Raw genomic sequence first — 23449 nt, forward strand, 5'->3', positions numbered from 1 at the left:
TGAGAAGATCACCCGGTGAGCGCAGCCGCTGAGATCCCCTACACCACGGGACTGCACGAGATCGCCCCCGGCGTGCGGGCCTGGCTGGCCCCCGACGGCAGCTGGGGCCTGAGCAACGCCGGCCTGATCAGCGGCGACGGCGAGTCGCTGCTGGTGGACACCCTCTATGACCTCAACCTCACCCGGACCATGCTGGCCGCGATGGCCCCGGTCACCGCCGAACACCCGATCACCGTCGCGCTGAACACGCACGCCAACGGGGATCACTGCTACGGCAACGAACTGCTCGCGCCCGAGGTGCGCATCCACGCGGTGACCGAGACCGCGCACGAGATGGCGCACGACGCCCCGCCGGAGGTGATGGCCGCGCTGCTCTCGCCCGCCGCGGCCGAGGGACTGGGACCGGTGCTGGCGGACTGGATCCAGCGGGCCTTCGGCAAGTACGAGTTCGGCGGGATCACCCAGCGCAATCCCGATGTCACCTTCGATGAGGGGCTGACGCTCTCCGTTGGCGGGCGGGAGGTTCGACTGCGCAATCTCGGCCCGGCGCACACCGGTGGCGACGCGGTGGCCTGGGTGCCGGACGCGGGCGTGCTCTTCACCGGGGACCTGCTGTTCATCGGCGGCGCGCCGATCATGTGGGCGGGGCCGATCGACAACTGGCTGCGGGCCTGCGACGAGCTGATCGCTCTCTCGCCGGAGTACATTGTGCCTGGTCACGGGCCGGTCACCGACTGCGACGGGGTGCGCGCGGTACAGGGTTACTGGCGGCACATCCGCGAACTCGCGCGGGAAGGGCACGGCAAGGGGCTGTCCTGGATGGAGGCGGCCCTGGCCGCGGATCTGGGGGAGTACGCGGGACTGGGCGAGTCCGAGCGGGTGGCGCCGAACATGTACCAGGCATACCGCGAACTGGAACCCGGCCTGTCCACTGTGGATCCGCTGGGCATGCTGGCCGCGATGGCCCAGTGGGACGCGGTCCGTGGCAGCAGTGGGAGCAACGCCACTACCCCACCCGCTGCGAACGACTAGGGTTTGCGGACGGAAGACGCCGTGCCCGGTGTGGGCGGCGCCTGGTTGTGGAATTGGATGGACATGACGACGCCGACCTCCGCGGGGGAATCGCGACCTGATCTGCTCGGCGGGCGATACCGCCTGGGCGAGCTGATCGGGCGGGGCGGCATGGGCGCGGTCTGGGCCGCCAACGACGAGGTGCTGCACCGCGCGGTGGCGATCAAGGAGGTGCTCGCGCCGACCTGGGCCAGCGAGGAGGAGAAAGCCTCGCTGTGCGAACGCACCCAGCGGGAGGCGCGCGCCGCGGCCCGGATCAGCCACCCCAACGTGGTCACCGTCTTCGACGTGATCACCGAGGACGGCAGGCCCTGGATCGTCATGGAGAAGGTCGAGAACCGGGCGCTGTCCAAGGTCATCGACGATGACGGCCCGATGTCCCCGCGCCGGGTCGCCGCCATCGGCGAGCAGATCCTGGGCGCGCTGCGGGCCGCGCACGAGCACGGCATCCTGCACCGCGACGTCAAGCCCGGCAACGTGCTGGTCTGCCCGGACGACCGGGCCGTGCTCACCGACTTCGGCATCGCCTCGGTCGACGGCGACTCCTCGCTGACCGTCTCCGGCGTGCTGGTCGGCGCCCCCGGCTACATCGCGCCGGAACGCGCCCGCGGCCTGCCCTTCGGCCCGGCCTCGGACCTGTGGGCGCTGGCCGCCACCCTCTACGCCGCGGTGGAGGGCAAGGCCCCGTTCGACCGCACCGGCGTGCTGCCCACCCTGACCGCGGTGCTCACCGAGGAACCGGACCCGATGGTGCTGGCCGGTGCGCTGGCCCCGGTGCTGGAGGCCATGCTCCGCAAGGAACCCGGCGACCGGCTCAGCGCCGAGGAGTTCGAGCACTCGCTGCGGCTGATCGCGCACACCACCGACACCGATGTGGACGCCACCTCGGCCCTGGTCACCGCGCGGGTCAGCCGGGCCGACCCGACCCGCACCGCGATCACCCGGATCGTGCCTGCGGCCGCGGCGGGCACGCCGTGGTGGCAGCGCAAGCGGGGCAAGGCCGCGATGGCCGCAGGGGCCGCGGTGCTGGCGGGCGGCGCGGTCGCGGCCACGCTGATCCTGATGCCGCGCACCAACGACAACCCCACCGGCCCCACCGGTCCCGGTGGACAGCAGCCGATCAACGCGCCGCAGGACACCACCAGCCCGACCAGCCGCAGCAGCCGCACCCTGCCGCCGCCGGGCTCCACCCTGCCGAGCAGCAGCCCCACCAGCACCACCGGCGAATCCTCGACCACCGCGCCCAGCTCGACCACCGCGCCGAGTTCGTCCACCCCGCCGACCAGCAGCAAGCCGCCGACCAGCACAACGCCGCCACCCGTCACCTCCAGCGTGGCGCCGCCCACCAGCAACGCGGTGACCAACGGGACCTCCGCGGCCCCGCCCGGCGGCGCGGCCTGAGTCCCGGCAAAAGCCCACGGGCGGCGACTACCCCGGGTTATCCTGAGAGGGGTGACAGAATCCAGAAAGTCGCCTGAACTGGCCGGACCCGTCGCGAGCGGGTCCGTTTTCATTTTCGGGGCCACCGTCGTGGACGTGGCCAAGGGCAAGGTCGTGACCGGCCGGAACGTGCTGGTCGACGGCGATCGCATCACCGCGGTCGGACGGTTCGAGGCCCCGGCCGGGGTGACCGTGCTGGACGCGCGCGGCCGATTCCTGATCCCGGGCCTGTGGGATATGCACGTGCACGGCTTCGACGAGGCATACCTGCCCGCCTTCCTCGGCAACGGCGTCACCGGGGTGCGGCAGATGGCCGGGGCGCCGGTGCACGCGGACTGGCGGCGACGGCTGGCGGCAGGCGAGTTCTTCGGGCCGCGGATGGTCTTCGGCAGCCGGATCATCGACGGCCCACGGCCCAGCAGACCGGGCTCGATCGCGGTGACCACACCGGCGCAGGCGCGGGCGGCGGTGGCCACCTGTGTCGCCGAGCGGGCCGAGTTCCTCAAGGCGTACTCGCAGCTGCCGAGGGAGGCCTACTTCGCGCTGCTGGCCGAGGCGGCGCTGGCCGGGATCGACGTCGCCGGGCACGTGCCGTTCGAGGTGCCGGTGCTGGCGGCGGCGCAACGCAGCATCGAGCACCTGGACGGGGTGCTGGTCGGGGCGTCCAGCGAGTGCGAGGAGCTGACCGCCGGATTCGCCGGACTGGACGCGGGTGATCCGGCAGGCATGTTCGGGCGGCTGTCCGAACTCACCCACCGCGCGGCCGAGACCACCGATCCGGCCCGGCTGGCCGAACTGCGGGATTCCTTCCTGGCCAACGGAACCTGGCAGGTGCCGACCCTGGCCGTGCACCAGGCCAAGGCGACCATGGGCACCGAGGAGTTCGCGCTCCAGCCGTACCTGCCGCACATCGAACCCGTGCTGCGGCAGGGCTGGGCGCGGGCCGCGGAGTGGCGGTCACCCGATCCGGCGCGCGAGTCCCGGCTGTTCGAGCGCTACCTGGAGGTGACCGGCGAACTGCACCGGGCCGGAGTGCCGCTGCTGGCCGGCAGCGACACCTTCGTGCCCGGATTCAGCCTGCACGACGAGCTGGCCCTGCTGGTGCGCGCCGGACTCAGCCCCGCGGCGGCCCTGCGCGCGGCCACCCTGGACCCGGCCCGGTTCCTGGGCGTCACCGACCGCTTCGGCGCGGTGGCACCCGGTCGGATCGCGGATCTTGTTGTGCTGGAAGACAATCCGCTCACCGATATCGCCCATACCCGGCGGGTCGCGGCGGTGTTGTTCGGTGGGACCGTGCTCAGCAGTCCAGCAGCTCTGACAGCCGCTCCGGCTGACCGGCCAGCAACGCGCTGAGCACCGCGATCCGGGCCTGGGCTGCGCGCAGGGTGCCGGTGAGCACCGCGCCCGCCCTGGTCAGCTCGGTGGCCGAGGTGTAGATCGGCAGCACCGGACCGGCCGCGGTCCGCGAGGTCACCGCGACCAGCACCCCGGCCGCGGTGGCTGCGCGAACCGCCTCGACCACCTCCGGGTTGACGTTGCCCGCACCCGCGCCGACCAGCACCAGCCCGCGCGCGCCCGCGGCCACCGCGGCCCGCAGCAGCACCGCGTCGCCGCCGGTGTGATGGGTCAGGATGTCCACCCGCGGGGACTCGGTCAGGGTCGGGATCGGCAGAGCGGCCGGGCGCGGCGCGGGGGCCTGGAGCAGCACCTCGCCGCCGATGAGGTGGCCGACCGGGGCGGCGCTGGGGTCCTGGTAGGCGTCCGGGTTGAGGGTGTGGTGCTTGACCGTGCCCCGGGCGGCGTGGATCTTGCCGCCGAAGGCGATCAGCACCCCGTGACCCCGGGCCTGGCGGGCCACCGCGAAGGCGTCGGCCAGGTTGCCGGGGGCGTCCGAGCCCGGGTCGCCGAGCGGGCGCTGCGAGCCGGTGAAGACCACCGGTCGAGGGTCGTCGTGGTGCAGGTCGAGCAGGAACGCGGTCTCCTCCATGGTGTCGGTGCCGTGGGTGACCACGATCCCGCGCACCTGCGGATCGGCCAGCGTCGCCCGCACCTGCCGCAACAGACCGAGCTGCTGGTCAAGGGTGAGCGCGGAGCTGTCCACGGTGCACAGGTCGACGACCTCCACCGGCACCGGCTGCGGCGAGGGCAGCGCGTCCAGCACGGCCCCACCCGGCAACGCGGCGGCCAGCCCCGCCTCGGTCGGCGTGCTGGAGATGGTGCCCCCGGTCGCGATCACCACAAGCCTGCCCATCGCCCACCTCCTGGATCCCGCAACACGAACGTTCGCGCGAACGTTCGTCTCCATGGGAACAGATCCAGAACCCCCAGGTCAATGTGGTGCTTAGTCCACCCACCCGAGTGTTGGCCGTTCTCGTACGGCGTGTTGGCCGAAGTGGACGGCGAGTTGGCCGTTGTGGACGGTGTGTTGGCCGTTCCCGTACGCCGAGTTGGGCCAACTGGTACGCCGGTTTGGCCAAAGTGGGCGTGCCAGTTGGCCCAAGTGGCCCGAGTGGGACGGTGTATCGCCGGGCCGCCCCGAGCCGACCCCAGCCTGCGGCCGCTCGGCCTGGCGTTTCGGTCAGCCCGATGTACCACTTCGGCCAACTACCTGTCCACAACGGCCAACTCGGCGTCCATAACGGCCAACACGCCGTCCATAACGGCCAACACTTGGGGTGGGTGACCGCGTCGGCGGCCTGGTCCGGGAGGCCGAGGGCGCCAAGGGGGACCTGGCGGCGGAAGGCTTCCTCATGGCGGCGCGGCTGACCACTAGGCTGGTCGTGGCGGGCTAGGAGGTGCTTGTGGCGCGGGCGACCCTGCGGGCAGTGGCCGAGGCCACCGGACTGCACATCTCGACCGTGGCGCGGGTGCTCAACGGCACCGCCCAGGTCACCGCGGACACCGAGGCGCGGGTGCGGGCGGCGGCGGACCGGCTTGGCTACATCCGCAACGAGTACGCGGCCAGTCTGCGCACCCAGCGCACCCGGATCCTGGGGGTGCTGGTGCCGACGCTGACCGACTACGTGCTGGCCGCGATCTACGAGGGCATCCAGGAGGCCGCGCTCTCCCGCGGCTACCGGACCTTCGTGACCAACACGCACGACTCCGCCGAGCAGCACGAGTCCGCACTCGCCGCGCTGCTGTCCTCCCGGGTGGACGGGCTGATCGTGGGCGACGCCCGGCTCGACGACGAGGGACTGGACCGGCTGGCACAGGACAACTCGCCGTTCGTGCTGGTCAGCCGCCGCTGCGCGAACCACCCTGCGGTGACCTGCGACGACGAAGCCGGTGGCGCGCTGGCCGCCCGGCATCTCCTGGACGGCGGGCACACCGAGATCGCGGTGCTGGCCGGTCAGCCCTACGCCAGCACCTGCGCCGACCGCACCACCGGCTTCCGCCGCGCCTGCGCCGAGGCGGGCCGCCCGGTGCCAGGGGAGCTGATCGCGCACAGCGGCTACGACTCGGCGGGCGGGTACGTGGCCATGGACCGGGTGCTGCGCACCGGTCGCCCGGTGACCGCGGCGTTCGCGGTCAACGACGAGGCCGCGATCGGCGCGATGGGCGCGCTGCGTGATCACGGCCGCCGGATCGGCGAGGACTTCGCGCTGGTCGGCTTCAACGACATCCCGATGGTCTCCGCGCTGACCGTGCCGCTGACCACGGTGCGCTCGCCGATGCGGGAGATGGGCCGGACCGCGGTGGCCCGGCTGCTGGACCAGCTCGACGGCGGCTCGGCCGAGTCCGCCAGGCTGCGACCCGAGCTGGTGGTGCGCGCCTCCAGCCCGGCCCGCCCTGATCAGGCACTGGCCCACCGGCGAGGGGAACACAGTGAGCACTGACCGCACCGTCGTCGACACCGCCACCGGCACCGTCCGCGGCCTGGACCTCGACGGCGTGCTGGCCTGGCGCGGCCTGCCCTATGCCGAACCGCCGCTGGGCGAACTGCGGCACCGCCCGCCGCGACCCGTGCAGGCCTGGACCGGGGTGCGCGGCGCCCGCCGTTTCGCCGCCCGCGCCATGCAGCCGGTGCTGCCCGCGATGCCGGCCCCGGTGCCGGTGCCGACCCCGGCCGCCATGGACGAGCCCAGCCGGATCAGCGAGAACTGCCTGTACCTCAACGTGTGCGCGCCGGTGACCCCAGGGCCGCACCCGGTGCTGGTGTGGCTGCACGGCGGCGGGTACGTGGTCGGGGCCGGGCCGGAGAACGTCGGCGACGGCGACACCTTCGCCCGCCGGGACAACCTGGTCGTGGTCACCCTCAACTACCGGCTGGGCGCCTTCGGTTTCCTCAACCTCGGCGAGACCCACCCGCACGCGGCCAACGGCGGGCTGCTGGACCAGATCGCCGCGTTGCGCTGGGTGTGGGACAACATCGCCGCGTTCGGCGGCGACCCGGGCCGGGTGACCATCGCGGGCAACTCCGCGGGCGCCAAGAGCGTGGCCAACCTGATGGCCGCCCCGGCCGCGACCGGGCTGTTCCACCGGGTGATCTCGCAGAGCGGCGGCGGGGACCACGTGGCCGCCGAGGAGGTCAGCGCCGCCCTCGCCGCCCGGCTGCTGGGCCTGCTCGGGGTGCCGGCCAACCGGGTCAGCCAGGTGCCCGCCGCCGAACTACTGGCCGCGCAGACCGAGCTGAGCCCGTTCGGCCGCGGCCTGTGGGTGTGGCGGCCGACCGTGGACGGCTCGGTGCTGCCCGAGGTGCCGGTGCGCCGGATCGCGGACGGCTCGGCCGCCGGGGTGCCGCTGCTGGCAGGCAGCAACGCCGAGGAGTCCGCGCTGTACCTGGCGCTGGACCCGTGGGCGGGCGACTGCGCGCCGCGGGTGCTGGCCGCCGCCTTCGGCGAGACCGGCGCGCAGGAGGTGCTTGCGGCCTATCGGGCCAACCGGCCTGCCGCCTCCACCAGGGAGGTCAACGCCGCGGTGATGACCGACGAGCGCTACGGCGTGCCCACCGTGCGGTTGCTGGACGCGCAGAGCAGGCACGCGCCGGTGTGGCGGTTCCGCTTCGACGCGGCCGCGCCCTGGCTCTCCCCGATGCTGGCCGCCGCGCACGGGACCGAGATGCCCTACGTCTGGGCGCACGGCGCCGAACGCCGGGGCAGTCCGCTGAGCGCGGATTCAGCCGCGGCCGGGCTGTCCGCGGAGATGCACGCGCGCTGGGCCGCCTTCGCACGCACCGGCTCGCCCCAGCTGCCGGATCAGCCGGAATGGCCCGGCTACACCGAGACCGAGCGGGCCACCTGGATCTTCGACGAGCAGCGCCGGGCGGTGGCCGATCCGGGCGCGGCCGAGCGCAAGGTGTGGGATGGCCGCACCTGGGCCCCTGGCACCTGGTTCGAATAGCCGGCGGACCCAGGCAAGCGCACGGCGACCCGAGGTGTCGCCGTGCGCTGCGCAGGGAGCAGAACGGTCAGGGTGCACTCACCACGGCCAGGTCCACTTCGGGCACTTCTGCCAGGCGAAGTGATACGTGGTGTTGATGGCCCCATCGGTGGAGTCCATCGCCATGAAGCTGGTCGTGGTCAAGGGATTCGAGGTGCCCTTGTCCACGCGCAGCTCGGTATTGATGTTGAAGTTGCGTTTTTCACCGCAGGGGGCGTAGACCAGGGAGGCGACGTCGACCTTGTCCGTCGACTGCCAGTTGTCGTCGTACGGCCCGTTGTAGTTGTGGTTGATAAAGGCCGTCGGCGACATTCCCTGGAAGTAGTAGTTGGCCCGCTCGATGCCCTTGGCACCGGCCGCGAGGTTGGCGTACCCGCGATAGTCCGCCTGCGCGATGGCGTAGGTGAACCCGGAGGGCACGTTGACTCGCATGTTCAGTTGGCAGTTCTTGCGCATGTCGGTCGGCTTGGAGCCGACACCTACCTGCGCGAGGTACTCGCTGTAGGTGACGGTGAACGCAGTGTTGTCCTGGGAGACGGCCACTGCGGCCGTGCCGAGCGGGCAGCCCGACCCGTTCACCGTGAGCAGATCGATGGTGATTTTCGCGGTGGGCGGAGGCACGGACTCGTCGGCAAATGCCGCAGGGGTAAACGAAGTCATTAACGCAAATGCCGCGCCGACAGCAGCCATCATACGGAACATAGGGGTCCTTCCCAATGCTACGCTATATGTGGGAGAGCGTCTGGGATAGGCTAGCGTAAATGTTTATGGGGATCGGCCGCTAAATGGCTGAACTCCATAGGTGGGATGTTCACCGGTTTTCGGTATAAATTTGGTAAACACTATGCATGTACACGGAAATGCATTTTTCACGCGCAGTGGAGGGTCAAAGGATTACATCGGTGGCGGTGCTGACACGGTAGCCCCGCCCACCGACTTCGGCAAGGTTCTTTACTTGATCAGTTGACTGCCTTGCGCTTGTTCAGGCCCATGAGCAGGCAGGCCACCCCGATCACGCCGATCGCGTAGCGCGACCACATCGGCAGGTCGATCAGGTGCATGAGCCCCAGATTGCCGCCCCAGAGCACCGGCGCCAGCGCGCCGCCAAAACCCTGGAAGATCAGCAGGATACCGAGCACAATCATTGTCATCCCCCAACAAGACGTCGATCCAATGCAGACGCACGATAACGACCGGCCGGACCGCAGGGCAAACTGGGCGCATGCGCGACGGATACGTGCGGTGGCTGACCATCCCCACCCGGTGGGGCGACAACGACGTCTACGGGCACGTGAACAACGTCGTCTACTACGCCTTCATGGACACCGCGATCAACACCTACCTGATCGCCGAGGGCGGCCTGGACATCCACGGCGGCCCGGACATCGGCCTGTGCGTGCAGTCCAGCTGCGAGTTCCGCGCGCCACTGGCCTTCCCGGACCCGGTGGAAGCGGGGTTGCGGGTGGCCCACCTGGGCCGCTCCAGCGTGCGCTACGAGATCGGCCTGTTCGCCCCCGGCGCGGACACCCCGGCCGCCGAGGGCGCCTTCACCCACGTCTTCGTCGACCGCCACACCCGCCGCCCCGCCGAGATCACCGCCCCGCTGCGCCCAGCCCTGGCGAAGCTCTGCCGCCCGTGACCGCCCACTTGGGCCAATTCGGCGTACGACTTGGCCCAACTCGCCGTCCCAGTGTGGCCAAGTGGGACGGTGTGTTCGTCGTTGTGGCCGTTGCCGGGAGGGCAGATGAGTGGAGTCGATCGGGTTCGGGCCGCGGTGTTGCGGGAGATCGGGGCCGCCGGGCCGTACGCGGAATCCCGGCCCCTGGAGGTCGTCGAGCTGGGGCTGGACGGGCCAGGGCCCGGTGAGCTGCTGGTCCGGGTCGGTGCCGCCGGGCTGTGCCACTCCGACCTCTCGGTGATCAACGGCTCCCGGCCGCGACCGGTGCCCATGGTGCTCGGGCACGAGGCGGCCGGTGAGGTCGTCGAGGTCGGGCCGGAGACCGCCGGGTTCTCGCCGGGTGATCACATCGTGCTGTCCTTCGTGCCCGTCTGTGGCTACTGCGAACGCTGCCTGGGCGGCAGGCCCGCGTTGTGCGAACCGGGGGCGGTGGCCAACCGGGGCGGGCACCTGCTCAGCGGGGCCCGGCGGTGGCGGGACCCGAGCGGGGAACAGCCGTTCCACCACCTCGGCGTGTCCGCCTTCGCCGAATACACCGTGGTCTCGGCCCGGTCAGCCGTGCTGGTGCCCAAGGAACTGCCGTTCGAGACGGCCGCGTTGTTCGGCTGCGCGGTGCTCACCGGCGCGGGAGCGGCGATCCACTCGGCGCGGATCGAGCCGGGGGAGCGGGTCGCGGTGTTCGGACTCGGCGGGGTCGGACTGGCCGCGGTACTCGGCGCGCTGGTGGCCGGGGCCGGACAACTGGTCGCGGTCGACCTGGTGGAGAACAAGCGCACCCTCGCCGCCGAACTGGGCGCCAGTGACACCGTGGCCGGTGGGCCGGACGCGGTCGCCGCGGTGCGGGAGCTGACCGGCGGCGGCGCGGACAAGGTCATCGACACCACCGGCAGCGTGCGCGTCCTCGAACAGGCCTACGCGGCCACCCGCCCCGGCGGCACCACGGTCACCGTCGGCCTGCCGCACCCCGACCACCGGCTCACCCTGCCCGCACTCAGCCTGGTCGCCGAGGAACGCACCCTGCGCGGCAGCTACCTCGGCTCCAGCGTGCCGGCCAGGGACATCCCGCGCTTCATCGCCCTGCACGCCGCGGGCCGCCTGCCGGTGCACCGGCTGCTCAGCCACCGGCTCACCCTGGACGAGATCAACACCGGCTTCGACCGGCTGGCCAGTGGCGAGGCCGTGCGCCAGGTGGTGACCTGGTGATCAGGCACCTGCTGGCCATGTGGCGCGACCCGCACCGCGAGCTGACCCGCCTGCACCGGGACAACGGACAGGTGACCAAGGTCGGCGCGCCGCTGCGGCTGACCTATCTGCTGGGGCCGGAAGCCAACCGGTTCGTCTTCGCCAACTCCGCGATGTTCCGCTGGCGGGAAGCGTTCAAGGTGCTGATCCCGGTCAGCGGGGATACCGGCCTGATCGTCAGCGACGGCGAACCGCACCGGCGCAGACGGCGCCTGGTCCAGCCCGCCTTCCACCACCGGCAGGTGCAGGGGCACGCCGAGCTGATGCGGGCCAACGCCGACGCCGAACTCGACACCTGGCGGCCCGGCCAGCTCGTCGACGTCTACCAGGCCTTCCGCACCGTGGTCCGGCGCAGCACCATCCAGGCCCTGTTCGGCCCGCACCTGGCCGCCGACGAACCCGAACTGGGCAGGCTGCTGCAGATCGGCCTGTCCCTGGTGGAACGCCCGCCGATGATCCAGCAACTCGACCTGCCAGCCCGGCGGCGCGCGGCCAGGGCCAGGGCCGAGGTCGCCGACCGGGTCCGCGGCGAGATCGCCCGCCGCGGCCAGGACACCGAGGCCGGGGACGTGCTGGCCATGCTGGTCGCGGCCAGGGACGAGGACGGCTCGACGCTGACCGAGACCGAGATCGTCGACCAGGTGATCAGCCTGATCGCCGCAGGTTACGAGACCACCAGCGCCGCCATGGCCTGGGTGATCCTCGAACTGGCCAGGAACCCCGCGGCCTGGGCCCGGGCCAGGACCGAGGCCGGCTACCGGGAGTGGGCGGTCACCGAGGCGTTGCGGCTGTACCCGCCCGCGGTGATCAGCGCCCGCAAACCGGTGCGCGCCTTCGACTTCGCCGGTCAGCGGATCCCCGCCGACGGCCTGGTCGTGCTCAGCCCCTACGTCACCCACCGGCTGCCCGAGCTGTACCCGGACCCGCTCCGCTTCGACCCGGACCGCTGGGACCCGGACCGCCCCGGCTTCCGCAAGCCGGGGCCGCACGAGTTCCTGCCCTTCGGCGGTGGCGTGCACCGCTGCATCGGCGCCAGCTTCGCCATGCTGGAGCTGACCGTGCTGCTGGACCGGCTGCTGCAACGGGCCGAACTGGACCCGCCCACCAGACCGGTCCGGCCGGTCACCCTGACCGCGATGCGCCCCAAGGGTGGGCTGCGGTTGCGGGTCCGATCACTGGATTAGCGACCCCACGGCTTGTTGCTGAAGCCCAGGGTCAGCAACGCGGTGGCCGAAGCGGCGCCCGCCTCGGTGGCGCAGGCCGCGGTGAGGTGTTCCTGCAGTTGCGAGCGGTTGGCCAGATCGCCGCTGACCCGGTACCCGGCCAGCTCGCCGCCGGAGACCTCCGCCTCCGCGCTCAGCTCGGTGCCGCGCAGGGTCAGCTCGGCGTCCAGTTCGGTGGCCGCGCCAGGGCTGCCGTCGGCGTGGATCCAGGCCAGCCGCGCGGAGACCTTCACGTCCAGCTCGCCGCAGTTGCCCCGGCCGGTGCCCGGGGTGGGCACGGTGATCAGCGCGCCGGTGATCCGGCCGCCAGGGGCGATGTCCTTGCGTTTGTCGGTGCAGCCCGCGGTGGTCGGCGCCACGGTGATCTCGAACTTGGCCGGCCCGGCCATGGTGAGGCCGGTGGACGTGCCGGCCACGGCCGCCGCGGTACAGGTGATGTCGGCGTCGGCCGGGTGCGCCAGGGCCGGTGTGCCCAGGAGCAGCAGGGCGGTGGTGATGACGAGCGGGATGGACGGACGGGAAAGTCCAGCATGATCCATGCCTTCGACCCTTGGGGGACCGCTCCGGCCCGGCAACCCCGCGCCGGAGCGGTTCACCACGACGTGTGAACTGGCCCTGTCCAGGACCTAGGCGGCCAGCGGCCGCGGCGCGGGCAGGTACTCGCGCAGCACCAGCGCGGCCTTGCGCCGGGTGCTGACCCGGGCCCTGGTGTCCAGGACCTCGTGGTCACGACGTTCGATCTCATCCAGGATGCCCGAATACAGCGCGGTGGCCAGCCGGGAGGCCGGTCTGCTGCTCGGCGGCAGGTAGTCCACCCCGGCCGCGCCCAGCGCCCACATCTCCCTGGCGCGGGCGATCTGGAAGCGGACCAGCTCGCGCAGGGCCGGGCTGGTGCTGCGCTCACCCAGGTCCGACCGGGGCACGCCGAAGCGCTCCAGGTCCTCCAGGGGCAGGTAGCAGCGGCCGAGGCGGCGGTGGTCCTTGCCGATGTCCCGGATGAAGTTGGTGAGCTGGGCGGCTTTGCTGGTGGCCACCGTGTGCTGCTCGGCCCTCGGGTCCACCGGCTCCATGATCGGCAGGATCAGCCGGGCCAGCGAACCGTTGACCAGGTCCAGGTAGCGGTCCAGGTCGGCGTAGGTGGGGTATTCGGAGACGATCAGGTCGGTGCGCAGGCCGTCGAGGAAGTTCTCGATATCAGTCAGGGCTATGCCCCAGGTGCGCATGGTGTGCCCCAGCGCTCGGCCGATCGGGTCACCGCCGACCCCGGAACGCAGATCGGCCAGCAGCCGGGCGGCCCAGGTCTCGAACTCCTCGGCCCGATGTCGTGGATCGCCGCTGTCCACGATCTGGTCGGCGTAGCGGGCCAGGCCGTAGACGGCGCACACGTGCGGTCGCTTGTGCGGTGGGAAGAGCAGGTTGGCCGCCCACAGGGACCGGCCGTCCATGGTGATCAGCAACCGGCGGCAGAACTCGTAGGACTCGCGCAGGACCTTGTTCTCGACCCCGGCCGCGTCCAGGGCCCGACTGTCCAGGTACACCGTTCGTCACCACCTTGCGTGAGGAGGGAAACGAAGATCAGCTACCTCCGACAGTAGAACGCCCGCGTGCCCGGGGTACGGGCTCGCGGGCGATGTTCACTGGATTGTGCCTAGGCGTGCGTCCTGGGGTAGCGGCCGTGCCACCGCTTGGGCTGGATCTCCTGCACCGCCTGCTCGATCCGCTTGGGCAGCCGGGTGAACGGCGGGAACGGGAACCGGTACCGAGTGCCCGGCATGCCCGGCATGGGCGGTTCCTCCTCCACCCGCCACCGGTCCAGGGCCGGGTTGCGGGCCGGGAAGGACGGATCGGCCGGGAAGATCTCCAGGGCCTCGCGCTGTTCCGGGTGCACCAGGCTGGCGTGGTTGAACCAGGGCAGGGTGCCCACGCCGATCGCGCCAATCTCCGACCAGGGGATCCGGTGCACCGAGCCGTCGCTGCGCCAGGACAGCGCGTCCCCGGTGGCGATCACGCCCCGGCCGCGCAGGGTGCCGCGGATGCTGAACACGCTCCAGAGGAACAGCGCGGCGAAGATCAGCTGCGCCACCCAGGTGGTGCCCTTGGCGTCGCCGTTGGCGATCACCGCCGCGCAGGCCACCGTGGCCAGTCCGAACAGCGCGCCGGCCAGCAGCAGCCAGCGGGCGCTGGCGGCGCCGAAGTCCAGGTCGTAGGCCAGTGGGTTCGCCACCTTGGGCGCGGCCATCTTCCGGGTGGCTGACCGCTTGGTCGGATCGGTCAGCACGGGATTCACCTGGGTGGGCGGTGCTTCCCGTTCCCACCCGCCACGTCGCCACTGCATGTCGTCAAATTCTACCGATCCCGCTGGCACTGTCCCCACACAGGTGATCTTGGTAAGGTTAGGCTAAGCAACTTAGTGGGGGTTCTGTGAGCACTGAGGCCCTGGGGCGTTCCGCGGTTCGCCCGTACACCATCTTCCAGGTGGTGGTACGCCGTGTCGTCCAGCTCTCGCCCAGTGTCCGGCTGGTCACCTTCGGCGGACCGGAACTCACCGGCTTCGCCAGTGGCGGCAACGACCAGCGGTGCAAGGTCTTCTTCCCCCGCCCCGAGCGCGCCGACTTCCAGCTGCCCGCCGGCGGCGACTGGTACGAGGAGTACCTCGACCTCGACCCCGCGGTCCGCCCGCCCATGCGCTCCTACACGATCCGGCGGCACGACCCCGAGCGCGCCGAGATCGACATCGAGTTCGTGCTGCACGGCGACACCGGCCCCGCCTCGGCCTGGGCACTGCGTGCCACCGTGGGCGACCACGCGGCCGTCTGCGGCCCGGACGCACGGCATTTCCCGGTGCTGGGCAACGAATTCCACCCGCCCGCCGACACCGACTACCGGCTGCTCGCCGGTGATGAGACCGCGCTGCCCGCGCTGATGTCCATTGTGGACTCACTCGGCCCCGGCGAACGCGCGGTGGTCTTCGCCGAGGTGCCCGACCCCGGCGACATGCGCCCGCTGAACACCCTCGGCGACGTCGAGATCACCTGGTTGCCGCGCGAAGCAGGTGCGGAAGTGGGTGCGGCGCTACTGGCCGCGGTGGCCGCCGCGGACCTGCCAGACGGTCAGCCGTATGCCTGGATCGCCGGGGAATCCACGCTGGTCAAGCAGGTGCGGCGGCATCTGGTCAACGCCCGTGGCTTCGACAAGCGGCGGATCTACTTCTCCGGCTACTGGCGGCACGGTGGCGTGCTGGACTGAGCCCCGCCGGCACGTCACGGGGGGTAGTTGTGCCGCCCGGATCCGTCGTCAGGCAGGCTGTCCCCTGTGACCACCTCGATTCATCAGCGGATCGCCGAGGAAATCGGTGTGCGGGAAGGGCAGGTGCGATCGGCGGTCGAGCTGCTCGACGGCGGATCCACCGTGCCGTTCATCGCCCGGTACCGCAAGGAAGCGACCGGCATGCTCGACGACACGCAGCTGCGCACGCTCGAAGAGCGGTTGCGTTACCTGCGTGAACTGGAGGAACGGCGCGCGGCCGTGCTCGAATCCGTGCGCGGTCAGGGCAAGCTGGACGAAGCCCTGGAAGCCCAGATCCTCGCCGCGGACTCCAAGGCCCGGCTGGAGGACATCTACCTCCCGTACAAGCCCAAGCGCCGCACCAAGGCCATGATCGCCCGCGAAGCCGGACTGGAACCCCTGGCCGACGGCCTGCTGGACAACCCGGAGACCGACCCCAAGGCCGCCGCCGCGGTCTTCGTCGACGCCGACAAGGGCGTGGCCGACGTGCAGGCCGCGCTGGACGGCGCCCGCGCCATCCTGGTCGAGCGCTTCGGCGAGGACGCCGACCTGATCGGCTCACTGCGCGAGGACATGTGGGGCCGCGGCCGGGTGCTGGCCAAGGTGCGCGAGGGCAAGGAGACCGACGGCGCCAAGTTCGCCGACTACTTCGACTTCGCCGAGCCGTTCACCAAACTGCCCTCGCACCGCATCCTGGCCATGTTCCGCGGCGAGAAGGAAGAGGTCCTCGACCTCACCCTGGAGCCGGAGGAACTCGCCGAGGACGCCCCCACCGGGCCGAGCCGGTTCGAGATCGCCATCGCCGCCCGCTTCGGCGTGGAGGACAAGGGCCGGGCCGCGGACAAGTGGCTCACCGACACCGTGCGCTGGGCCTGGCGCACCAAGATCCTGGTGCACCTGGGCATCGACCTGCGGATGCGACTGCGCCAGGCCGCCGAGGACGAGGCCGTCCGGGTGTTCGCGGCCAACCTGCGCGACCTGCTGCTCGCCGCGCCCGCAGGCACCCGCGCCACCATGGGCCTGGACCCCGGTTTCCGCACCGGCGTCAAGGTCGCGGTGGTCGACGCCACCGGCAAGGTGGTCGAGCACGCCACCATCTACCCGCACGTGCCGCAGCAGCGCTGGGACGAATCCCTGGCCGTGCTGGCCCGGCTCGCGGACAAGCACAAGGTCGAGCTGATCGCCATCGGCAACGGCACCGCCTCCCGGGAGACCGACAAGCTCGCCGGGGACCTGATCAAGCAGTTCCCGCAGCTCAAGCTCACCAAGACCACCGTGTCCGAGGCGGGCGCGTCGGTGTACTCGGCCTCCGCCTACGCCTCCGCGGAACTGCCCGAGCTGGACGTGTCCATCCGCGGCGCGGTCTCCATCGCCCGCCGCCTGCAGGATCCCCTGGCCGAACTGGTCAAGATCGACCCGAAGTCCATCGGCGTCGGCCAGTACCAGCACGACCTGTCCGAGGTGAAGCTGTCCCGCTCGCTGGACGCGGTGGTCGAGGACTGCGTGAACGCCGTCGGCGTTGACGTCAACACCGCCTCCGCCCCGCTGCTGACCAGGGTCTCCGGCATCGGCGAGGGCCTGGCCGAGAACATCGTGCTGCACCGGGACGAGCACGGGCCGTTCAACTCCCGCGGCCAGCTCAAGAAGGTCGCTCGCCTGGGCCCCAAGGCCTTCGAGCAGTGCGCGGGCTTCCTGCGCATCCCCGACGGCGAGGACCCCCTGGACTCCTCCAGCGTGCACCCCGAGTCCTACCCGGTGGTGCGCAAGATCGCGGGCGCGGCCAAGCTGGAACTGAAGGAACTGCTCGGCAACACCCGGGTGCTGACCTCCTTGCAGCCCAAGGACTTCGTCGACGACACCGTCGGCCTGCCCACCGTCACCGACATTCTCAGGGAGCTGGACAAGCCCGGCCGCGACCCGCGCCCGGCCTTCCAGACCGCGGTGTTCAAGGAGGGCGTGGAGAAGCTCGGCGACCTCCAGCCCGGCATGATCCTGGAAGGCCAGGTCACCAACGTGGCCGCGTTCGGCGCCTTCGTCGACGTCGGCGTGCACCAGGACGGCCTGGTGCACGTCTCGGCCATGTCGCACACCTTCGTCAAGGACCCGCGCGACGTGGTCAAGTCCGGCGACATCGTCCGGGTCAAGGTCCTCGAGGTCGACGCGGCCCGCAAGCGCATCTCGCTCACCCTGCGGCTGGAGGACGAGCCGGAGAAGAGCGGCGGCGGCAACCCGCGCGAGGCCGGTGGCCAGCGCGGCGGCGGCCGTCCCCAGGGCGGCGGCAACCGCGGCGGCGGTGGCGGTCAGCGCGGCGGCTCCGGCGGCGGTCAGCGCCAGGGCGGCGGCGGTGGCAACCGGCGCGACGGCGGCGGTTCAGGCGGCTCCGGCGGCTCCGGCGGCGGCATGGGCGGCGCGATGGCCGACGCCCTGCGCCGCGCGGGCCTGGACAAGAAGCTCGGCCGCTAGCGCCCACCCGCACCACTTGGGCCAACTGGTACGCCCGCTTGGGCAAACTTGGCGTACCAGTTGGCCCAACTCGCCGGTGGCGAGCTTGGGCGGGGCCGGGTCAGATGTCCAGGACGAAGCCCGAGGCGCCGAACTCGGCCTCGATGATCTTGTCCAGGACCGGGAAGGGCGCCCAGTCGTTGTTGGTGTGCACGGCGATCGTGTGCTTGCCGTCCGGCGTGCCCAGCACCAGGGTGCAGGTGCCGAAGCTCTGCCCGCCGCTGCCGCGCAGCTTCAGGCCGTTGGACAGGGTCAGCTCGTACAGGCCGAGGCCGTAGGCGGTGTTGGCGATCCAGTGCGAGCCCGCGGTGGGGATCGTGGTCCACAGCTCCCGGTGCTGCCGCTCGGGCAGCAGGCTGCCGGTGATCATCGCGTTGAAGAACACGATCAGCTCGTCCAGCGTGGACACCACGTTGGCCGCGCCCCAGCCCCACGAGGTGTTGGCCTCGGTGACATCCAGCGGTGGCAGGCTCGGGTCCTCCATCAGGTCCGGCCAGTTGTCCGGCCGTACGTCCTCCGGCCGCACCCCCTCCTTGAGGAAGATCTTCGCGTAGGCGCGCGGGTGCCTGCCTCGGTACCCGGTCTCCTCGCGGTGCCGGGCGAAGGTGTGCCGCAGGCCGAGTGGCGCGATCACAGTCCGGTGCACCTCGGACTCGAAGCTGTTGCCGGTGGCCTTCTCCACGATCGCCGCGGCGAAGGCGAAACCGCCGTTGGAGTACCAGAACCGCTCACCCGGCGCGCCGACCGGCGGCTGGGACAGGGCGACCCTGAGCACCTCCGCCGGCGGCCACACCTCGAAGCGATGCGCGTCGAAGGCGGAGCGGATGGTGACCCGGCGCTGGAACTCCAGGGCCATGCCGGTGGCGAACAGGCCGCTGGAGTTGCTCAGCAGGTGCCGGATGGTGATCTTGGAACCGTCGTACTCGCTGCCGTCCAGCACACCCGGCAGCCAGTCCTGCACGGTGTCCTCGAGGTCCAGCTTGCCCTCGGCCTCCAGGCGCAGCACGGTGGCCGCGGTGAACGCCTTGGAGATGCTGCCGGTGTGCAGCCGCTCCTCCGGCACCCGCGGCGCGCCGGTGACGGTGTCGGCCAGGCCGGCGGAGCCGAACCAGGTGCCGTTCTCGTCCTGGATCCGGACCGCGACGCTGGGCGCCCCCAGGTCCCGCACCGCGGTGTCCATGGCCGCCCGAACGTTGTCCCGGCCGGGGCTCTCGAACTCGGTCATCTCGTTTCCTCTCACCGTTGGCTTGCTGTGGCCAACAGTGCGCGGCGGCGATGACAGGCGGCTTATAGCGTGCTGACAGCGGCTGACCGGCCGGGTAAGGCCAGCTCACGCAGGGCGTCGGGCCGGGGCAGCCCGGCACCCGCGCGGTAGGCCGTGGCGTAGCCGGACTCGCCGAGGCGGTCGGTGAGTGTGGTGACCAGGTCGCGTAGTTCGGGGTCGCCCTGGTCGAAGGCGCCGCGCAGGACCTGGCTCAGCCCCAAGGCGGTGGCCGCGCCGGGAAGATCGCCTTCCCGGCAGCGCAGCCAGGCCAGCTGCTGGGCGGCCGGGGCGGGCTCGTTGTTGGCCAGGGCGACGGTGAGCACGGTCGGCAGCAGCGCGCGGGCGGCGGTGATCTCGCCGGTGCTCAGCAGCAACGCCATCCGGCCAGGGGCAAGGAGGCGTTCCGGCTGCCCGATGCTCAACTGCCCCACCAGTTCCGCCAGCCGGTCCAGGGCCAGCGCCGACTGTGCGTACTCGCCGGTGCGGCGGTGGATCTCGGCGCGGCCGCGCAGCACCTCGATCTCCATGTAGCCGAGTCCGCGCGCCCTGGTCAGGTGCTCGGCCGTGTCCAGTTCCCTGGCCGCGGCGGCCAGGTCGCCGGTGCGGGCGCGCTGGGCGGCCAGGCCGACCCGGTAGGAGACCTCGTCCTGGGAGCCGAGCCCGGCGGTCAGCGCGATGGCCCGCGCCAGCCCGGCCACGGCCGCGGCGTGATCGCCCGCCACGCCGTGCACCTCGGCCAGCGCGGCCAGCGACACCGCGGTCCACAGCCGGTCCCCGGTCCCGGCGAACTGCTCGGCCGCCCGCGTCCTGGCGGCGGCCACCTCGGTCCAGTCCCCGCGATCCCCGGCGATGCTGCCCGCCAGGATGGACACGCAGGCCTTGGCCCAGGGATCGGCTCCGCCGCGCACCACGGCCAGCTCGGCGGCCACCAGCTCGTGCAGACCCAGGTGCTGGGCGACGGGCAGGGTGGCGGTCAGCAGCAGTGGATAGCGCTGGTAGGCGCCGGTGTGCGTGCAGTCGGCGAGCAGCGCGCGCACCCGGTCCGGGTCGGTGGTGGGGGAGTTCTGGCCGATCAGCGCGTCGATGGCGGTGTAGGCGGCTCTGGCGTCGGCGGGCAGTGCGGCGCCCAGGGTGAGTGCTTCGGCGAGGAAGGATTCGGTGCGGGCGTCGTAACGGGCGGCGTACCAGTACCAGTGCAGCAGGCTGAGCAGGCGCGCGGTGGCCGCGCCGTCCCGGCTGTCCAGGGCCGAGCGCAGGGCGAAGACCAGGTTGTCGTACTCGGCGGCGATCCCGGCCAGCACGGCGGGCTGCTGCTGTGAGCGCGCCAGGGGTTCGTATGTGGCTGCCAGGGCGGCGAAGTGGGTGGTGAAGCGGTCCCGGACGGTCTCCCGCTCACCCTCGGCGGCCAGTTCCCCGGCGGCGAAGGCGCGGATGCTGGCCAGCATCCGGTAGCCCTCGGCGTGTTGCTGCAGCAGGGATTTGTCCACCAGGGAGCCGAGCAGGTAGCCGACGTCGCCGGGCGCGAGGCTGTCCCCGTCAGCGCAGATCGCTTCGGCCGCCTCAATCTCGGTGTGCGCTGGGAAGATCGAGAGCCGCCGGAGCAGGACCCGTTCCCGTGCGGTGAGCAGGTCCCAGCTCCACTCGATCACCGCGCGCAGGGTGCGCTGCCGGGGTAGCGCGGCCCGGTTTCCGGTGTCCAGCAAGCGGAATCGGTCGTCGAGGCGGCGGGCGATCTGGCCGATGGTCATCGAGCGCAGCCGGGCCGCGGCCAGTTCCAAGGCCAGCGGCAGGCCGTCCAGACAGCGCACCACCTCCGCGATCGAGTCCATTGTGGACGGATCGAGGGCGAAGCCGGGCCGGACGGCGGTGGCGCGGTCCAGGAACAGGCGCACCGCGGGCGAATCGGCTACGTCGTGGGCGTGTTCCGGCGGCACGGGCAGCGGGTCCAGGCGGCACAGTGCCTCGCCGAGGATGTCCAGGGATTCCCGGCTGGTGGCCAGGATGCGCAGCCGGGGCCGTTGTTCCAGGAGGTGCTGGGCGATCCGGGCGACCTCGGCCACCACGTGCTCGCAGTTGTCCAGCACCAGCACGGCCTCGTCCCCGCCGAGCAGTTCGGCCACCCGCTCCAGGGGTTCGGTGGGCGCGCCGGTGTGCAGCCCCGGTCCGGTGCTGAGCGTGCCGAGGATGGCGCCAGCCACGCCGTCCGGATGCTCCACCCCGGCCAGGGGGACCAGCCACAACCGGCCGCCGCGATAGGCCCGGTGCGCGGCCGCCGCTTCCGTGGCGAGCCTGGTCTTGCCCACGCCGCCGGGTCCGGTGAGGGTGACCAGCCGGGCCGTGTCCAGGAGTTCGGCCAGGAGTGTCAGCTCGCCGGTCCGGCCGAGGAAGGAGGTCAGCCGGGCGGGCAGGCGACCGGGCGTTGCTCCGGTGTGGGACAGGGGCCGGTCGAGTTCGCCGCGCAGCACGGCCAGGTGGGTCTCGCGCAGTTCGGCGCCGGGGTCGACGCCGAGTTCCTCCGCGAGCCGGGCCCGGATCTCCTCGTACCCGGCCAGCGCGTCGGACTGGCGACCGGCCGCGCACAGCGCCCGCATCCGCAGTGCGGCCAGGCGTTCCCGCAGCGGATGTTCGGCCAGGGCCGCCTCCAGATCGGCCAGCACCTCGGCCTGCCGCCCCAGCCGCAGCACCGCGTCGAAGCGATCTTCGCTGGCCGCGGTCCGCAGTTCGGCCAGCCGGGTCGCGGCGCTCTCGGCGTACGGGGCCGCGCGCACGTCGGCCAGGGCCTCGCCGTGCCAGAGCGCGAGCGCGTCGGCCAGGGTGGCCGCGGCCGGTCCGGCCTCGCCAGCCGCGAGTTCGCGCCTGCCACGGGCGGCCAGGGCCTCGAACCGGTGCACGTCGACACTGTCGGTGGGCAGTGCGAGCCGGTAGCCCACCGGCGAGGACTCCACCAGCCCGGCGCTGGGCAGTGCCCGCCGCAGCCGGTGTACCAGCGCGTGCAGGGTGTTCGCCGCCCCGGTCAGCGGTTCCGCGCCCCAGATGTCCTCGATCAGCGCGTCCGCGGCGACCGTTTTGCCCGCGGCGAGCGCGAGCCTGCCCAGCAGCATGCGTGGCCGGGTGCCGCCGAGCGCCACCGGTGCGCCGTCCGCGCCGAAGGCCCGGACCGGGCCCAGCAGCGTGATCTCCACCTAGCCGCCGCCGCCCGAGGTGGCCGCGGAGGTCGCGGCCTTGAGGTCCGAGATCGCCTTGCGCAGCGCGGGACCGGCCGGTCCGCAGCCGTCCAGCAGCTCCTGGATCCGCTGCTTGCTCGCCTTGCGTTCCCGCGCGGTGAGCAGGCCCTTCAGCTCCCCGGTGGCGGCCAGCGCGGCCAGTGCCGCGTCCGCGGGCGGCAGCGCGCCCGTGCCGGTGACCGCCGCGCGCACCCGCTGCACCGCCATCGCCCTGGCGACCGGATCGTGCACCGTGACGACGTGGCTGGGGAACAGGCCCAGGATCCGCCGCTGACGCACCGAGATCGCCCCGGCGCGGGCCAGCGCGGCCTGCACCTCACGCACGATCGAGGTGTGGTTCTTGCGCACCCAGTACCGCCACTTCCGCGGCTTGTCCCGGCTGATCTCGGCGAGCACCTCGTCCAGCAGCTGATCGCGGGTCGGCTTGGCCGAACCGGCGGCCGGCCGGTCGTCGACATCGGCCAGGCAGCCGCGCAGCACCAGCTCGCTCAGCGCGGCCGCGCGCAGCACGTAGCCCAGCTTGTCCCGCTCCGGCACCCGCTGCTTCTCCGGGTCGCAGGCCAGCAGGAACAGCTGTTCCGCCAGGTTCACCTTCGGTCTCCCTTCTCCTCGCGGGCCAGTTCCACCAGCCGGCGAATGACCCGGTCCAGCGCCACCAGGTCCTCGGCGTCGAGCCGGTCCAGCAGGCCGCGGAAGTGGGTGGCTCCCGCGTCCTCCAGCCGGGCGATCAACTCTTGTCCCTCTTTCGTGGGTTCGATGCGCCGGATCCGCCGGTCGTTGGGATCATCCCGACGCAGGACGTACCCGTGTGCCACCAGCCGGTCCACCAGCCCGGTCACGGTGGCGGGGCTGACCTTGAGCGCGTGCGTCAGCTCCTGGCTGGACAGGGGACCCTGGATGGCGATGACGAGCAGTAACCGCAGCTGCTGCATGGTCAGGTTGACCGAGAACAGCGGGTTGTCGTGGTCGGAGGCGGCCAGCGCCCGCAGCTCCCGCTGGGCGTTCATCAGCGACTCGATCATCTCCGACCGATCCGCTGGCAACTCCTCCGGCAACTCTGCTCCTCGGACTCCGCATGCAACGTTCGTATTGCGGGTACCGGACGTTAACAGCCCCACACCTCATAGACCCTTCGGAT

At 71.8% G+C, this 23449-nt stretch carries 20 protein-coding genes; 10 read left to right on the plus strand and 10 right to left on the minus strand.

Translation table 11 applies throughout. From position 1 onward, the window contains the following. Positions 1-15: 15 nt before the first annotated feature. The 3 genes from ACTOWY_RS13595 to ACTOWY_RS13605 all read left to right on the plus strand — a co-directional run bounded on the left by ACTOWY_RS13595 (position 16) and on the right by ACTOWY_RS13605 (position 3864). Positions 16-1032 carry an MBL fold metallo-hydrolase gene (locus tag ACTOWY_RS13595; protein ID WP_441309971.1) on the plus strand — a complete coding sequence of 339 codons (1017 nt, stop codon included), beginning with the start codon at positions 16-18 and terminating at the stop codon, positions 1030-1032. Positions 1033-1095: 63 nt separating this feature from the next. After that, the gene (locus ACTOWY_RS13600) at positions 1096-2472 is read left to right on the plus strand and encodes a serine/threonine-protein kinase (protein WP_441309972.1); all 1377 of its coding nucleotides are present in this window, start codon (positions 1096-1098) and stop codon (positions 2470-2472) included. Positions 2473-2523: 51 nt separating this feature from the next. Next, positions 2524-3864 (plus strand): amidohydrolase family protein, encoded by a 1341-nt coding sequence (locus ACTOWY_RS13605; protein WP_441309973.1) that lies wholly within the window; start codon positions 2524-2526, stop codon positions 3862-3864. Here the strand turns inward: ACTOWY_RS13605 and ACTOWY_RS13610 are convergent. Further along, positions 3809-4762 carry an asparaginase gene (locus tag ACTOWY_RS13610; protein ID WP_441309974.1) on the minus strand — a complete coding sequence of 318 codons (954 nt, stop codon included), beginning with the start codon at positions 4760-4762 and terminating at the stop codon, positions 3809-3811. The two genes, ACTOWY_RS13605 and ACTOWY_RS13610, sit on opposite strands and share 56 nt — an antisense overlap. Positions 4763-5312: 550 nt before the next feature. On the opposite strand from ACTOWY_RS13610, the gene ACTOWY_RS13615 reads away from it, so the two are divergent. Further along, the gene (locus ACTOWY_RS13615; protein ID WP_441309975.1) at positions 5313-6350 is read left to right on the plus strand and encodes a LacI family DNA-binding transcriptional regulator; all 1038 of its coding nucleotides are present in this window, start codon (positions 5313-5315) and stop codon (positions 6348-6350) included. Next, positions 6340-7854: a carboxylesterase/lipase family protein gene (locus ACTOWY_RS13620; RefSeq protein WP_441309976.1), complete on the plus strand. Its 1515-nt coding sequence runs from the start codon at positions 6340-6342 to the stop codon at positions 7852-7854. Before ACTOWY_RS13615 ends, ACTOWY_RS13620 begins: the two co-directional genes overlap by 11 nt. A gap of 78 nt (positions 7855-7932) precedes the next feature. Here the strand turns inward: ACTOWY_RS13620 and ACTOWY_RS13625 are convergent, their stop codons facing one another. Together ACTOWY_RS13625 and ACTOWY_RS13630 are read right to left on the minus strand one after the other, a co-directional pair. Then, positions 7933-8586, minus strand: coding sequence for a DUF4360 domain-containing protein (locus ACTOWY_RS13625; RefSeq protein WP_441310175.1), 654 nt, complete (start codon positions 8584-8586; stop codon positions 7933-7935). 266 nt (positions 8587-8852) lie between these two features. Beyond that, entirely contained in the window at positions 8853-9038 is a 186-nt protein-coding gene (locus ACTOWY_RS13630; RefSeq protein WP_441309977.1) for a hypothetical protein, read from the minus strand. A 77-nt stretch (positions 9039-9115) separates the two neighbouring features. Here ACTOWY_RS13630 and ACTOWY_RS13635 point away from each other — a divergent pair, with 77 nt between their 5' ends. From ACTOWY_RS13635 to ACTOWY_RS13645, 3 genes are all read left to right on the plus strand, one after another. Beyond that, complete coding sequence (locus ACTOWY_RS13635) at positions 9116-9532, plus strand: acyl-CoA thioesterase (RefSeq protein WP_441309978.1); 417 nt, start codon at positions 9116-9118, stop codon at positions 9530-9532. Positions 9533-9637: 105 nt separating this feature from the next. Beyond that, complete coding sequence (locus ACTOWY_RS13640; protein WP_441309979.1) at positions 9638-10774, plus strand: zinc-dependent alcohol dehydrogenase family protein; 1137 nt, start codon at positions 9638-9640, stop codon at positions 10772-10774. Next, complete coding sequence (locus ACTOWY_RS13645; RefSeq protein WP_441309980.1) at positions 10771-11997, plus strand: cytochrome P450; 1227 nt, start codon at positions 10771-10773, stop codon at positions 11995-11997. The genes ACTOWY_RS13640 and ACTOWY_RS13645 overlap by 4 nt, the downstream gene beginning before the upstream one ends. Here the strand turns inward: ACTOWY_RS13645 and ACTOWY_RS13650 are convergent. The 3 genes from ACTOWY_RS13650 to ACTOWY_RS13660 form a co-directional block, all read right to left on the minus strand. Continuing rightward, on the minus strand, positions 11994-12575 hold the full coding sequence (locus tag ACTOWY_RS13650; protein WP_441309981.1) for a hypothetical protein: 582 nt from the start codon (positions 12573-12575) through the stop codon (positions 11994-11996). The two genes, ACTOWY_RS13645 and ACTOWY_RS13650, sit on opposite strands and share 4 nt — an antisense overlap. 87 nt (positions 12576-12662) lie before the next feature. Beyond that, positions 12663-13574, minus strand: coding sequence for a phytoene/squalene synthase family protein (locus tag ACTOWY_RS13655; protein ID WP_441309982.1), 912 nt, complete (start codon positions 13572-13574; stop codon positions 12663-12665). Between the two features lie 110 nt (positions 13575-13684). Then, positions 13685-14371, minus strand: coding sequence for a hypothetical protein (locus tag ACTOWY_RS13660; protein ID WP_441309983.1), 687 nt, complete (start codon positions 14369-14371; stop codon positions 13685-13687). 140 nt (positions 14372-14511) lie between these two features. Here ACTOWY_RS13660 and ACTOWY_RS13665 point away from each other — a divergent pair, with 140 nt between their 5' ends. Together ACTOWY_RS13665 and ACTOWY_RS13670 are read left to right on the plus strand one after the other, a co-directional pair. Continuing rightward, positions 14512-15282 carry a siderophore-interacting protein gene (locus ACTOWY_RS13665; protein ID WP_441309984.1) on the plus strand — a complete coding sequence of 257 codons (771 nt, stop codon included), beginning with the start codon at positions 14512-14514 and terminating at the stop codon, positions 15280-15282. 66 nt (positions 15283-15348) lie between these two features. Next, positions 15349-17784, plus strand: coding sequence for a Tex family protein (locus ACTOWY_RS13670; protein WP_441309985.1), 2436 nt, complete (start codon positions 15349-15351; stop codon positions 17782-17784). A 100-nt stretch (positions 17785-17884) separates the two neighbouring features. Here the strand turns inward: ACTOWY_RS13670 and ACTOWY_RS13675 are convergent, their stop codons facing one another. The 4 genes from ACTOWY_RS13675 to ACTOWY_RS13690 form a co-directional block, all read right to left on the minus strand. Continuing rightward, positions 17885-19048, minus strand: coding sequence for a serine hydrolase domain-containing protein (locus ACTOWY_RS13675; protein ID WP_441309986.1), 1164 nt, complete (start codon positions 19046-19048; stop codon positions 17885-17887). Between the two features lie 62 nt (positions 19049-19110). Next, the gene (locus ACTOWY_RS13680; protein ID WP_441309987.1) at positions 19111-22269 is read right to left on the minus strand and encodes a BTAD domain-containing putative transcriptional regulator; all 3159 of its coding nucleotides are present in this window, start codon (positions 22267-22269) and stop codon (positions 19111-19113) included. Next, positions 22270-22902 carry a GOLPH3/VPS74 family protein gene (locus ACTOWY_RS13685; protein WP_441309988.1) on the minus strand — a complete coding sequence of 211 codons (633 nt, stop codon included), beginning with the start codon at positions 22900-22902 and terminating at the stop codon, positions 22270-22272. It lies immediately after the preceding gene. Beyond that, complete coding sequence (locus ACTOWY_RS13690; RefSeq protein WP_441309989.1) at positions 22899-23366, minus strand: MarR family winged helix-turn-helix transcriptional regulator; 468 nt, start codon at positions 23364-23366, stop codon at positions 22899-22901. Before ACTOWY_RS13690 ends, ACTOWY_RS13685 begins: the two co-directional genes overlap by 4 nt. Positions 23367-23449 lie beyond the last annotated feature (83 nt).

Source organism: Crossiella sp. CA198, assembly GCF_052078295.1.
Taxonomy (GTDB): domain Bacteria; phylum Actinomycetota; class Actinomycetes; order Mycobacteriales; family Pseudonocardiaceae; genus Crossiella.